Source organism: Bacillus sp. PK5-006 (assembly GCF_054161415.1).
The window spans coordinates 567,989-581,937 of the sequence record NZ_CP096414.1 but is presented as its reverse complement, the minus strand read 5'-3'; the positions used below and the strand labels follow the sequence as shown (position 1 = coordinate 581,937).

Below are 13,949 nucleotides of genomic sequence, written 5' to 3'. Positions count from 1 at the left end.
TTAATTCGATGAGTTGTTCTCTTTATACGGAATCGATGCGTATCCTTTCATTCTTCTAAAGAAAATCAGTAGAACAGCCACTGCGAATATCGCAATCGAAATCATCTGTGCGACTCGAAGATGCTCTGTCAGCATTAAGCTGTCTGTTCTCATCCCTTCAATGAAGAAACGGCCGATTGAATACCAAATTAAATAAGACAAGAAAATTTCGCCTCTGCGCAGCGAAGTTCTGCGTAATAAAATCAAGATGACAACACCAACAAGATTCCATAATGATTCGTATAAGAACGTCGGGTGATAATAGGTACCATCAATATACATTTGATTAATGATAAACTCAGGCAGATGCAAATTTTCTAAAAAGGTTCTTGAAACCGCCTCACCATGCGCTTCTTGGTTAATAAAGTTCCCCCAGCGTCCAATTGCCTGCCCTAGTAAAATACTAGGTGCTGCGACGTCAGCTATTTTCCAAAAGGATACCTTTCTCACTTTTGTAAAAATGATGGCTGTCAGCACGGCACCGATCAGCCCGCCGTGAATCGCAATTCCACCATTCCAAATCTTAATGATTTCGTTTGGGTGCTGCTGATAGTAATCCCATTCGAAGGATACATAATAAATTCGGGCACAAATAATCGCTATTGGAATGGCAAATAAGATTAAGTCAATAAACAGATCTTTATTGATTCCTCTTTTTTCACATTCTCTCAAGGCGAGCCAAAGTCCAAGCAAGGCCCCGATCCCAATAATCACACCATACCAATGAACCGAAATAGGTCCGAGGTGAAAAGCAATCGGATCAATTGGCTGAATTGCTTCGTTCATATAGTCAACTCCTATTCATCCTGGCCATTGTCTTCAATGACATCAGCAAGTTTACTTGTAAATTGTTCCGCTGCATTATGTCCCATACGTTTCAGCCTGAAGTTCATCGCAGCCACCTCAATGATGACCGCTAAGTTTCGACCTGGCCGCACAGGGATCGTCAGCTTCGGCACATCTGTATCGATGATGCGCATTTTCTCTTCTTCAAGTCCTAAACGATCATACTGTTTGCCTTGTTCCCAAAGCTCAAGGTTCATTACAATCGTAATTCTCTTATAGCTTCTGACAGCGCCTGCTCCAAATAAGGTCATCACATTAATAATGCCTAACCCGCGGATTTCTAAAAGATGTTCAATCAGCTCAGGTGCACTTCCGACTAACGTATCCTGATCCTCTTGACGGATTTCCACGCAATCGTCTGCAACCAGCCGATGTCCCCTCTTCACTAATTCTAATGCTGTTTCACTTTTCCCTACTCCGCTTTTCCCAATTAATAATACACCTACACCATATACATCTACGAGCACACCATGAATAGCAGTCGTTGGTGCAAGTTTACTTTCTAAAAAGTTGGTCAATCGACTCGAAAGTCTTGTCGTTTTTAGGCTAGATCGTAAAACGGGCACGCCATTTTCATTTGATGCTTCGATTAATTCCTTCGGGACATCACGATCTCGTGACAAAATAATGGCAGGGGTAATATCTGTACAAAGAGACATCATTCTCTGCTTTCGTTCGCGTTCTGGGAGCTGTTCAAAAAAAGAAAGCTCTGTTTTCCCTAAAAGTTGAACTCTTTCTTTTGGGTAATATGTAAAATAACCAGCCATTTCAATACCTGGTCTGGAAAGATCACTGATTGTAATGGGACGATTAATCCCTTCTTCCCCACTTACCAGTTCAAGATGAAATTGTTCCATTATGTCCTTCGTACGAACTTTCGGCACGCTTCTTCCTCCTTTTATCACAGGCGATTCAGAAATACAGCTCTATTTTATCACTTTCAATGATGAACCCAAAACAGTATTTTATCCTGTTCCTGTTTCACCGCCCTAACTGGTATAGACAACTATACTTAAAAAGAGTAAACTTAAATGAAAGATAACGAATAAGGGGGCTTAAACATGAGCGGTTCTTTATTGCTCTCCAACATTCATATTGTGACAAAGACAAAGGTCATTGAAAACGGTTTTGTCGGTTTACGCGATGGCAAGATTGACTATATTTCAACATCACCACCGACAGGAAATTATGAAAAAGTATATATTTCCCGGGAAAACTTTTATTTACTCCCTGGAATGATTGATATTCACATCCATGGCGGATATGGTGCAGACATGATGGATGCGACAGCAGAAGCAATGAATACGCTCGCTGACAACCTTCCGTCAGAAGGAACGACAAGTTTTTTAGCGACAACCATCACACAAAACCATCATGAGATTGAGCATGCACTTAAAAATGTCGCTCAGTGGAAACAAAGTAATGAAGCACAAGCAGGAAATCAGGCACAATGTATAGGAATCCACCTCGAAGGTCCATTTATTTCTAAAGATAAGGCAGGGGCACAGCCTGTTCAATGGATTAAACAGCCTGATATTCCGCTTTTTAAAAAATGGCTGGATGCTTCTGATCAGCTCATTCGAATTGTCACGTTTGCACCTGAGGAAGACACAGATTTTGCATTTCTTTCTCTATTACAGGAAAAGAACATTATCCCTTCTATTGGACATACGAATGCCCATCATGACATGATCAATTTAGCAGCTAAGCATGGTGCACGCCATGTAACGCACCTTTATAACGCAATAAGTTCGTTTCAGCACCGTGAACCGAACGCTGTAGGTGCTGCTCTTACGAACGAGAATCTTCATACTGAGCTGATCACAGATGGAATTCACTCCCATCCTCTTTCCATCAAGCTTGCGTATTTGGCAAAAGGAAGTGATCGTTTAATCATGATCACAGACTCGATGCGTGCAAAAGGGCTTGGGAATGGAACGTATGAATTTGGCGGTCAGACGGTCACAGTCAGCGGCGAAAAAGCATTGCTGAACGATGGTACACTTGCAGGATCGATTTTGCGAATGAAAGACGGCGTCAAAAGGATAAAACAGCTCACAAATTGTGATTGGACAGAGATTGCGAAGATGACCTCAACCAATGCGGCTGCTCAGCTGGGACTTGATCAACTGCTCGGTTCCATCGAAGTTGGAAAACTAGCAGATCTGGTGATTTGGGATGAATCTGGTGAACTGATGATGACGATCTGCCGTGGACAAATCGTCTTTGAAAAAAAGGAGGCCGACCACTAATGAACATCATCGAATTTGAAAGCAAAGAGCAATTAGGAAAAGAAGCAGCTGCCATTATTGCAAGGACAATAGCTGCTAAACCCGATGCCGTACTCGGCCTAGCAACAGGCGGTACACCTATTGAAACTTACAAAGAGTTAATTCAACTTCATCAAGCGCGTCAATTGTCTTTCAAGCAAACAAAAACAATCAATTTAGATGAATATGCAGGACTCAATCCAGAACACGAAAATAGTTATATGACCTACATGAAACGTCATTTATTTGACCATATTGATCTCCCTCAGGATCAGTATTTTCTTCCAAATGGCAATGCAGCTCATTTAGAAAAGGAATGCTTAAGATATGACCAGCTCATTGAGGCTGTAGGCGGCATCGATCTTCAGCTCCTTGGAATCGGTCAAAATGGGCATATCGGTTTTAATGAACCAGGTACCCCTTTCAACTCAAAAACTCATGTTGTGCAGTTAGATGAAAACACGAGACAGGCTAACGCAAGATACTTTTCTTCTATTGATGAGGTACCTACACATGCCATCACAATGGGAATTGCGAGCATTCTTTCAAGTAAAAAGATTCTCCTTCTTGCTTCGGGAAAATCAAAAGCGAAAGTGATACAATATTTAGAACAGGCAGAGATTCATCCGGACTTCCCAGCGTCTGCACTGAAACTTCATGAAGATGTAACGGTCTTGATTGATCGAGATGCTGGATCACTACGCTAAAAACGAGAGGATTTTCACATGTTTATTGATAAGCAGTCACCTATTCCGATGTACCATCAGATTATGGAGAACCTGAAAAAACAGATTGAGGATGGAACATTAGCACCTGATACACTCATTCCTTCTGAAAGAGAATATGCCGAACGCTTTGGTATTAGTCGAATGACTGTCAGACAAGCCTTATCGAATCTTGTGAACGAAGGATATTTGTATCGACAAAAAGGAAAAGGCACCTTTGTTAGCCGGAAAAAATTTGAACAGCCGCTTCAAGGCTTAACAAGCTTTTCAGAGGATATGCGCCAGCGTGGACTCAAAGCATCAAGCCAGCTGATTGACTTCAAAAAAATTACATGTCCAGAGCACTTGCTGCCAGTCTTACAGCTGTCTAATAGTGATGCTGTATTTGAGCTCAAACGGATACGCCTTGCAAATGATGAACCGATGGCGATTGAAACGAGCTATATACCTGAAAGATTCGCCGGAGATTTAACAAAGAAACATTTAACTGGCTCTTTATATGAATATATAGAAACTCACACTGGACATGTCATTGCTCATGCCAAACAGGAGCTTGAAGCCAATGTTGCCTCAAAGGAAGAAGCACACTTGCTGTCTATTTCAGCAGGAGACCCTGTGCTGTCCATAACAAGAACGACTTTTTTTCAACAAGACATTCCATTTGAGTATGTTGTTTCCGTTTATAGAGGGGATCGTTATAAGCTCATTCATACAATGGAAAGATAAACAGTGCCCCTGACACGGAGCACTGTTTTTTTATTTCCTAAGAAATTTTGTTTCGTCATCATCTTTTGTATGAATTTTCCATATTGGTGAAATGGCTTTTCCTTGAAAACGATCTTTTGCTACAGTGTACCAATAATAATCTTCATTTGGCTTTAAGCCCTTCCACTCAAAGCTTGCTTTTTTGCCGCTTTTTACGCCGCGCGCTTCTCCTAGAAGAACATTCGTATACACATTGAGTTCAAAATAATTGGTTTTGACAGATTTCATTTTCGGTTTCAAATCTACATCGATTGAAAATTCATCCTGATCTCCATACGTTTTAGGATCATAAAAATGCTCTTGATTCAAGTAAGGAGAGTATGTCGTAAAATGAAGTTGATTTTTTTCTTGATCGGCTGTTATGACCCTCATAAACCCTTGACCACCTTCAGGTCCTGACTGATAATCGGCGAGTATTTGATATACTTTCCTGTCGACTTTTCCATCATGGTCATCATCAAGCTCATCTACTTTCCTGCTTGCTCCATGGTAATGGCCGCTAAATACGGCCACAATATTAGGATGGCGTTTCACCACTTGGTGGAAGATGAGGTCGCCAATCGGGCTTCGGTTGCCGCTCACTAACAAATATTCATGGAAATTTAAAATGACGATACGATCTGGATGCTCAGAAATTACACGGTTTAACCAATCAATTTCATCTTGCTTAATCCCCCAGCCCATGTACACCATCATATAATCATTGCCGCCGGCAGAGATGAGATCATAATGACCTTTATTGTTTCGATAGGATTCACCATAATAAGGCTTATCGGCAAAGCGCTTTTCCCCGAAATATTTCCCGTATTCCGCATATAAACCGTCCTTGTGTCTAACATCATGATTTCCTGCTAAAACCCCATAGGGAATGTGATTCTGATCCAATACACGCATAAATGTATCAGCACGGTGCCATTGCTTATCCTTTGAATCATCCACAATATCGCCTGTGTGGAACACATATTGAATGTTTAATTTTTCTCTTTGATCTCTGATCCATTCAACCATTTGTTTAAAGATATGAGGATAGCTCTTTGCATAATATTGAGTGTCAGACATCCATACCATCTTATATGGCTTTTGCGATTTGTTGATTTCATCCTGTACTAGCAAATCAAACGTTTGATTCTTCATGTACTGTCTCACTGACAGCAGCCCTTTCAGATAAAATTCCTTTTGATCCTTGGCAAAGTGATGAGTGATTTTATCCCACTTTTCCTGCTGGTGATTCCACGCGTACATTGTCACCTTTCTCCCTGACAATGAACTCCCTTTCCATACAGCTTCGACGACATCCTTTTCACGTACACTATGATGAACCTTAATTTGAAAACGATGATAAGGAAAACGCTGTAAATCCTTCGTTTCAACTGACTTTCCATCAACAAATGCAATGCGGTTCCTTTCTTGATCAGAAAAAATCATTTCTCCTTTTTGCAGATAACTCTTAGGCGGTTCTGTCTCTGCTGCATACTTAAAAATCTTCATTGAAGGATGCAGCGATGTATATTGATAGGCACGATAAAAAGAGTAATCTAACTTATCATTCGTTGGATCCTTGGTTAGCACAGTTTGTTTTGATGATTTCATATTCGTCTTATCTGCCACCCGCTCTGGTGTTTCTGGATGCTCATGTACCGTCTTGAACTCTTTTTTTAACGTCGACATGTTCCCGGCAGCGTCTTTTGCTTTGATCGTAAACGTGTGCTTCCCAGGCTTTAATTCACTAGAGGACGTCTGATATGGCAAAGAAACTGGTTTGCCATCCACATATGCCTTCAACTCCTCTATGTCACTCCAGCGATCCGTAACTTTTGCTTTTAATGTAAAGGCGCCTTTATATTGATCCTTTGCTTGTACGTTGGTCTTAATTCTCGGCCCAGTGTTATCAACTTTCACACGTACTGAAGCGTGCTCGTCTGAGGTTTTGGCCTCAATCAGGTGCGGCCCTTCTTTCAGCCTTTTTGTGTCCCACTTTATATAGGTTGAAACATACGCCTCTTTTGGAATCTCAAATTGAAACGTTCTCACCTTTTTTGCGTTCCCGCTGTCTCCCATTCTCCATTCTTTTAGCGGCTTCGCATTGATTGGCGGAATTTGTGTTCCATTTGATAAGATCATCCTGACGTTTTTCAATTCAAAATCATCATGATTCTCTCCAGGCAGGCGGTCTACCGGAGAAGACTTTGTGCCAGCGTGAAAAGAGATCGTTTGGAGACCTGCCTTTTTTATCTCTTCTTCGGGTATTGGCATTGTATAGGTACGGTACACTTTTGTCGAATCATCAAAAATAGAAAGTAAACGCCTACCTATAGACACACCATTTTTAAAATATAAATTTGTTCCTTTGACATCAAATGCGATATATGGATCTGCTTCAAGGGCAGAGGATACTTGCTGATTCCGTTTTCCATCTATCCGCAATTCGATGCTTTTTTTCTGATCAGACGTTGCCTTTAATGAAAATAAACCTGATACCGTATCTCCCTCTTCCACATTGAATCGTAGACCGTGGGCTTTGCTGACCTGCTCCACATCAATCGTTTTTTTCAACGTCTTGGCTTCATTTTCGCCGTCTGACGCTTCAAGCTGATATTCCAATTGTTCTTTCCCAATCAACTCAGGTGAATAAATAATATGATGAAATAACCGGTCATTATGGTCTTTTTGCAGCAGTATTTCCTTAAACGGATCTTTTCGATTCGTTCGATAGCGCAGCTTGACGGTTTTCACGGCCTGATCATCTTGGACATCTGCTTTAATCTCTACACTTTCAGTTGGTTTCACCGGCTTCCTTACCGTCATATCTTCAATCACAGGTTTATGGATATCTTGAGAAATTTCCTTTTTTTCAGATGGAATTTGTGCTTTTAGCACTTTACCTGGAGTGGGTTCTTCCTCAATTTTCGAAATCAGCTTCGTCTGCGTCGTACCATCCATTGGATACTTAAACAGCAAGGATTTATGCTCGCTAAACCATGATGGCTTCAAACGAAAAGCGGCAGAAGAAATTTCTTCACCTATATTTGTTGTGATCGAAACAAGACGAGATTTAGAGTTGGACAGCCCTTTGCTCTCGATAATAGATAGATGCTCGCCCTCTTTTAATTGGCTTTTGTACATGGCATTAAAGTCCGCTGTCGTTAAATGCTCCTGCCCTTTTTTTCTCAGCCAGAATACATAAGGTTTTCCAGGTGAAATGGTGACTGGATTTGTGTGAAAGGAATATACATCATCCATTTCAATGCCCTGTGCAGGATTGCGGTAGCGGAGCTGATAATGTTTAAGAGAGATAGGCGCATGTGTCGTGTTATACACTTCGATAAACTCAAAAGCATCTTTGCCTTTTCGGTTTTTTGAATTGACGACAATTTCTGTGATGAATAAATCCGGAATATGTGAAAGATCTTCTTCAAATCCATTTAAATGAACCGATTTCTCTGCCGTTTTGATTACTGATTTTTGCGTAAGGAACTCTGTATAGTAACGAACGGTTGGATTCCATAATTGATCTGGCGGAATTTTCGCTGTGAATTCTGGCTTCATCCCTGGCAGCCGTTCCATTGGAATCAAGCGGTACCCCAGTTCATCACTTTGTTTATAATACAAGTTCGCAGACAAAATCTGTTCTTGGTCACTAATGGACGCACGAAACTGTAGATCATGGCTTTTTCCTAGAACCGGGCGGACGTCCACATGAAATTGGTCAAAGATAAAAGGCGAAAAAGGCTTGTCCGGTACATTCACTTCTGTTTGAAGAAAAGGGCCTGCTGAAGCAGGCTGACTGAAACAAAAAAGAATGATAAAAAAACATAAAAGCATGATTTGTCTGCTCACGTTCACCATCTTGCACCGCCTCCCTTCGGATATTGTGTCTCCTGAAGGTCGTTTTTATGTCAGATGGAACGGAGAAACGATGCAAATTTGCACAAAAAAACCGTTAGCTTTTTTTCGCTAACGGCTCTACAATTCCTTTTTGTATCAACAGATGGAAAATGGATAAAATGACAGCCATCCAAATGGCCGTTCCGAATCCATCAATGTTAAAGCTATCTCCCATAAAGCTCGATGTCATCATGAGTGTAATCGCATTGATGACAAATAAGAACAATCCTAGTGAAAGAACGGTCACTGGAAGCGTTAAAATGATCAAAAACGGCTTCACTAAAATATTGAGCAAGGACAAAATGATACTTGCCACAATGGCTGCGCCAAAACCTTCAATATACACGCTCCCGAGCCCAGGCAGAATGCCCGAATCAAAATATCCAGCAATGACGATTAAAAGTAATGCATTTACTAAAATACTGACGATCCATCTAAGCATTTATTTAGTGCCTTCTTCCGGAACAACAAAATACCAGATGAAGTAGATCAGGAAGATCGGCATAAATGCTGTCAAAAATCCGATTATGACGGTTAAAATGCGAAGCAGGGATGCATCCACACTTAAATATTCCGCAAGTCCACCAACAACACCCGCTATTTTTTTATCCGTTGCTGAACGATAAAGCTTCTTCATGTAGAATCACTCCTTGTCTGATTGGTGCTTTACTTGTATTGAGCCTGTTTTTGTTTCTGCAAAAATGGATATACTGTGCACCGCTTGTTGATTTGCTTTGATCATTTTCTCTTTTTGTAATGTTTCATTTTTTTCTTTAATCATCTCTGCATCAAGTAAATCGTGAGAGATAGACCCAAGATTGCTTTTCAGCTCAGCGGTCACTGCACATGCACGCGGAATCTGAACGTCCACACTGCCTGTTGTCGTTTTCGCATAGATGGAACGGCACTTTTCATCTGACAGCTGAACAGCAATATTTCCATTAAAGCTTTGAGCATCAATTGATTCACTTTTCCCGCGCAGGTCTATGAGCCCATTGATGGTTTCTACTTCAATCATACCACACTCGTGATCTGCCAGTTTGATTTGTCCGTTTGCTGTTTCTATTCCGACTTTTTCTGCTTGTAACGAAGCAAACGAGACAACACCATTTGTCGTTTTCGCGGCAAGTTCTTTTGTCTTTAGCTTTTCCCCGCGAATCGGTCCATTAAACAGCTTGACCTTGATCTTATCGTATTGGATACGCGGTACGTATAATGTAACATTGACTTTCATCGTCTTCTTTTCGGTTCGAATAAAAAATTTATCTCCTTCAAGCCCGCAGTCCAATTGATTGAGAAATTGCTGTCTTGCCTGCTCTCCATCCTCTGCACGGTAAATTTTTGCATGACACTCTGCTCGAATATCTCGATCGTCCCAAGGCATCACGTTGAGGCTGCCGTTCGCCAATTGAATATCTAAATGGGAAAGCGATGCGTCCTTGAACTGAAAAATGTGCTCAACATCAACGGACTGTCCAAAGTTCAAATCAAGATCCACGTCTTTTACCTTTTTCACCGCAGAGTCTAACCAGCCAAACAGCTTTGCCCCAAGATTTTCGGTGCCGTTTCCTTTGCTCTCTGCTCCAGCTTTTTCTTCATGAAAGGTGTGATCAGCCGTAGACTTTTCTAATGAGACTGACTGACCTTCTTCTAGTTTTTCCAGCAGCGTAATTGCTTCTTTTGCTGATAATACTCCGTCTTCTACTAATTTTAAAATTCGTTCTTTTTCATTCATACAAAGCCCTCCTAAGATTTGATGGATTGAAGTACTTTAATACCTTGAATGATATTCCAAATGACAGAGATCAAAAAGCCAATGACTACTAAAAAAGACAAGATGAACACCATCATGACTGGAATGAGCGAGTCACCTGCCTGTGTCGTCAATAAAAATGGGATAGACCCAAAAATCAACAGAATGCACGCTGCGACCGGCAAAAGATGTGACCATAATGCCCGCAATGCGTGCCGCTTCGTTTCCTTTTGATCTACTACAAAAAACGCCACGATCGGTACGATAAACGGCATAAATAATACACTAAAATAACAAATAGAAGCAATAATCGACTGATCTCTATTCATATATATTCGCTCCTTCATAACGAAAATTCCTTTCTAACTCATACGTTTATTGCGTATAAAAAGTTTCAAAATCATTCGATTTACATATGACCTTAGACACAAATTATTTCTTTTTGCACCTAAGAGTAGATTCTTCACAGATTACCCTTTAAAATATGTTGAAAAGATGGTGATTATCAATATAGGGGGTAATTATTTTGACAGATCATCATAATACAAAACAAACGGCTCAAACGCTTTTAGACCTTATACAAAAACAGAAAAGCATGAACAGCGATATGATCAAGGAGCTTGAGACCATTCATCCGTCTCATCCAAAGTATGGTGATATCCGTTATTTAAAGGTACTGCTCGACAGCAGCAGCACCCATATTTTAAAGGATTTAACGCACCTCAGTAATTTAATGCCGAAGGAAGATGTGCAATAAAAGAAAAACCCCTCTTATCGAGGGGTTTTCTTTATGAAGAAGTCACACTTTCCGTTTCTTTAACTAACTGTTTCATGCGCTCACGGTCACGCTCTAAAATAGGCTTCAGGTATTTGCCTGTGTAAGATGCTTCTTCTTTTGCAATGTGCTCAGGAGTGCCAGAGGCAATGATCGTTCCGCCGCCTGCACCACCTTCTGGTCCGAGATCAACGAGATAATCAGCAGCCTTGATAATATCAAGGTTGTGCTCAATGACCAACACCGTATCTCCGTTTTCAACCAAACGCTGAAGCACCTTTAATAAACGGGCAATATCATCCACATGCAGTCCTGTTGTCGGCTCGTCCAAAATATAAAGGGACCTTCCGTTTGAACGGCGGTGAAGCTCAGATGCCAATTTCACGCGCTGCGCCTCTCCTCCGGACAATGTCGTTGCAGGCTGTCCAAGTGTAATGTATCCAAGCCCCACATCATAAATCGTTTGAAGCTTCCGCTTAATTTTCGGGATATTCTCGAAAAATTGGAGTGCGTCCTCCACAGTCATTTCAAGCACATCAGCAATGTTTTTCCCTTTATATGTGACCTCGAGTGTTTCGCGGTTATAACGTTTCCCGTGACACACTTCACAAGGCACATACACATCTGGCAAAAAGTGCATTTCAATTTTAATGATGCCATCCCCGCGGCACGCCTCACAGCGGCCGCCTTTGACGTTAAAGCTGAATCTGCCTTTTTTATAGCCTCGTACCTTTGCTTCGTTGGTTTGTGCAAACACATCCCGCACATCATCAAAGACACCTGTATACGTGGCAGGGTTGGATCTTGGTGTACGGCCAATTGGAGATTGATCAATATCAATGACCTTATCCAAATGATCCATTCCTTTGATTTCTTTGTGCTGCCCTGGCTTCGCCTTCGCTCTGTGCAATTTTTGTGAAAGTGATTTTAATAGAATTTCATTCACAAGCGTACTTTTTCCTGAGCCGGATACTCCGGTCACAGCTGTAAAGACGCCAAGAGGGAACTTCGCATTCACGTTTTTCAGGTTGTTTTCTTTTGCACCTTTTATCTCAATATAGCGGCCGTCAGGCTTTCTTCTCTCAATTGGCAGCGGAATAAATTTCTCGCCAGATAAATATTGTCCTGTTAAGGATTTCGGGTCCTTCATGACTTCTTCTGGCGTTCCAGCTGAAATCACTTCTCCTCCATGAACTCCTGCTCCAGGTCCAATATCTATTAAATAATCAGCGGCTAGCATGGTATCTTCATCATGCTCCACGACAATCAGTGTGTTCCCGATGTCACGCATATTTTTTAACGTCCCGATCAACCGGTCATTATCGCGCTGATGCAGACCAATGGATGGTTCATCTAATATATAAAGAACACCTGTCAGCCTTGAGCCGATTTGAGTTGCCAGGCGAATCCGCTGCGCCTCTCCGCCTGATAGTGTGCCAGCGGAACGGCTCAAATTCAGATAATCTAATCCCACATTATTTAAGAAGGACAAACGCTCTTTGATTTCACGTAAAATGAGCTGGGCAATCTGCAAATCTTTCTCAGACAACTCAATTTTTTCATAGAAATCAAGGGCATCAGAGACAGACAAATCGGTGATTTCTCCGATATGCTTGCCATTGATGAGAACCGCCAGCGTTTCTTTTTTCAGACGATATCCTTTACATGTCGGACATGGCTGATTGGCCATATATTTTTCCATTTGTTCTCGAATATAATCAGAGCTGGTTTCCTTATAACGCCGTTCAATATTACGAAGAACGCCTTCAAACTCAATTTCATTTTCACGTACCTGACCAAAATCATTTTCATATTTAAAATAAATCCGTTCAGATCCGCTTCCATATAAAATTTTATCAAATAAATGCGATGGGATATCTTTCACTGGAATGTCCATGTCGATGCCATAATGTGTACAAACAGCCTCAAGAAGCTGTGGATAGTATTGCGAGCTTTGCGGCTCCCATGGTGCAATGGCATGCTGCCGTAAAGTCAGATCCTTATTAGGAATGACAAGCTCAGGGTCGACTTCCAGTTTTGAACCGAGCCCATCACAGCTCGGGCAGGCACCAAAAGGACTATTAAATGAAAACATTCTCGGCTCAAGTTCACCAATAGAGAACCCGCAATGCGGACAAGCATGATGTTCGCTGAATAACAGCTCTTCTTGTCCAATCACATCAATCATCACTCGGCCTTCGCCCAGCCGCAGCGCCGTTTCAAGGGAGTCAGACAGCCGAGCAGCAACGCCTTCCTTCACGACAATTCGATCAATGACTACTTCAATGGAATGCTTCTTGTTCTTTTCAAGCTCGATATCTTCTGAAAGATCCTCCATCTCGCCATCGACTCTCACTCGTACATAGCCCTGCTTCCGAATTTGATCAAGCACTTTCACATGTGTTCCTTTGCGGCCGGATACAACTGGCGCAAGCACTTGTAATTTCGTTCTTTCAGGATACTCTAAAATACGATCTGTCATCTGCTCAATCGTTTGTGACGTAATTTCAATTCCATGTATAGGACAAATAGGTTTTCCGACTCGAGCATACAAGAGACGCAAGTAATCATAAATTTCAGTGACAGTACCAACTGTTGATCTAGGGTTTCGGCTCGTCGTTTTCTGGTCAATACTAATCGCCGGAGAAAGACCTTCAATGGCATCTACATCCGGTTTATCCATCTGCCCAAGAAATTGGCGTGCATACGCTGAAAGAGATTCAACGTACCTGCGCTGACCTTCTGCATAAATCGTATCAAAGGCAAGCGACGATTTTCCTGAACCAGATAATCCCGTAATGACCACTAGCTGGTCACGCGGGATATTGACATCAATATTTTTAAGGTTGTGGGCTCTAGCACCTTTCACCTCTATTCGTTCCATAGCCATC

The 13,949-nt window shown here is 41.5% G+C and carries 12 protein-coding genes; 4 read left to right on the top strand and 8 right to left on the bottom strand.

Annotated features, from left to right (window positions below):
- The gene (gene lgt / locus M1D84_RS02855) at positions 1–825 is read right to left on the bottom strand and encodes a prolipoprotein diacylglyceryl transferase (RefSeq protein WP_024423571.1); all 825 of its coding nucleotides are present in this window, start codon (positions 823–825) and stop codon (positions 1–3) included.
- Positions 826–836: 11 nt separating this feature from the next.
- Complete coding sequence (hprK, locus tag M1D84_RS02850; RefSeq protein ID WP_024423572.1) at positions 837–1,769, bottom strand: HPr(Ser) kinase/phosphatase; 933 nt, start codon at positions 1,767–1,769, stop codon at positions 837–839.
- A gap of 177 nt (positions 1,770–1,946) precedes the next feature.
- Between hprK and nagA the strand changes: the two genes are divergently transcribed.
- The 3 genes from nagA to M1D84_RS02835 are packed head-to-tail and all read left to right on the top strand — an operon-like array spanning position 1,947 to position 4,606.
- Entirely contained in the window at positions 1,947–3,137 is a 1,191-nt protein-coding gene (nagA, locus tag M1D84_RS02845) for an N-acetylglucosamine-6-phosphate deacetylase (RefSeq protein ID WP_024423573.1), read from the top strand.
- Entirely contained in the window at positions 3,137–3,862 is a 726-nt protein-coding gene (gene nagB, locus M1D84_RS02840) for a glucosamine-6-phosphate deaminase (protein WP_332284972.1), read from the top strand. The genes nagA and nagB overlap by 1 nt, the downstream gene beginning before the upstream one ends.
- 18 nt (positions 3,863–3,880) lie before the next feature.
- Positions 3,881–4,606 (top strand): GntR family transcriptional regulator, encoded by a 726-nt coding sequence (locus tag M1D84_RS02835; RefSeq protein ID WP_024423575.1) that lies wholly within the window; start codon positions 3,881–3,883, stop codon positions 4,604–4,606.
- Positions 4,607–4,636: 30 nt separating this feature from the next.
- Here M1D84_RS02835 and M1D84_RS02830 read toward each other — a convergent pair whose 3' ends face one another.
- The 5 genes from M1D84_RS02830 to M1D84_RS02810 all read right to left on the bottom strand — a co-directional run bounded on the left by M1D84_RS02830 (position 4,637) and on the right by M1D84_RS02810 (position 10,612).
- Positions 4,637–8,491, bottom strand: coding sequence for a metallophosphoesterase (locus M1D84_RS02830; RefSeq protein ID WP_024423576.1), 3,855 nt, complete (start codon positions 8,489–8,491; stop codon positions 4,637–4,639).
- Positions 8,492–8,585: 94 nt separating this feature from the next.
- A complete protein-coding gene (locus tag M1D84_RS02825; RefSeq protein WP_024423577.1) occupies positions 8,586–8,972 on the bottom strand; it encodes a phage holin family protein in 387 nt (128 codons plus the stop codon).
- Entirely contained in the window at positions 8,973–9,167 is a 195-nt protein-coding gene (locus tag M1D84_RS02820) for a PspC domain-containing protein (protein ID WP_024423578.1), read from the bottom strand. It abuts the gene before it with no gap.
- A 6-nt stretch (positions 9,168–9,173) separates the two neighbouring features.
- Positions 9,174–10,265 carry a DUF4097 family beta strand repeat-containing protein gene (locus tag M1D84_RS02815; RefSeq protein WP_024423579.1) on the bottom strand — a complete coding sequence of 364 codons (1,092 nt, stop codon included), beginning with the start codon at positions 10,263–10,265 and terminating at the stop codon, positions 9,174–9,176.
- 11 nt (positions 10,266–10,276) lie between these two features.
- On the bottom strand, positions 10,277–10,612 hold the full coding sequence (locus M1D84_RS02810) for a hypothetical protein (RefSeq protein WP_024423580.1): 336 nt from the start codon (positions 10,610–10,612) through the stop codon (positions 10,277–10,279).
- Positions 10,613–10,809: 197 nt separating this feature from the next.
- On the opposite strand from M1D84_RS02810, the gene M1D84_RS02805 reads away from it, so the two are divergent.
- The gene (locus M1D84_RS02805) at positions 10,810–11,040 is read left to right on the top strand and encodes a hypothetical protein (protein ID WP_024423581.1); all 231 of its coding nucleotides are present in this window, start codon (positions 10,810–10,812) and stop codon (positions 11,038–11,040) included.
- 31 nt (positions 11,041–11,071) lie between these two features.
- Here the strand turns inward: M1D84_RS02805 and uvrA are convergent, their stop codons facing one another.
- Positions 11,072–13,948, bottom strand: coding sequence for an excinuclease ABC subunit UvrA (uvrA, locus tag M1D84_RS02800; RefSeq protein WP_024423582.1), 2,877 nt, complete (start codon positions 13,946–13,948; stop codon positions 11,072–11,074).
- Between the last annotated feature and the right edge of the window lies 1 nt (position 13,949).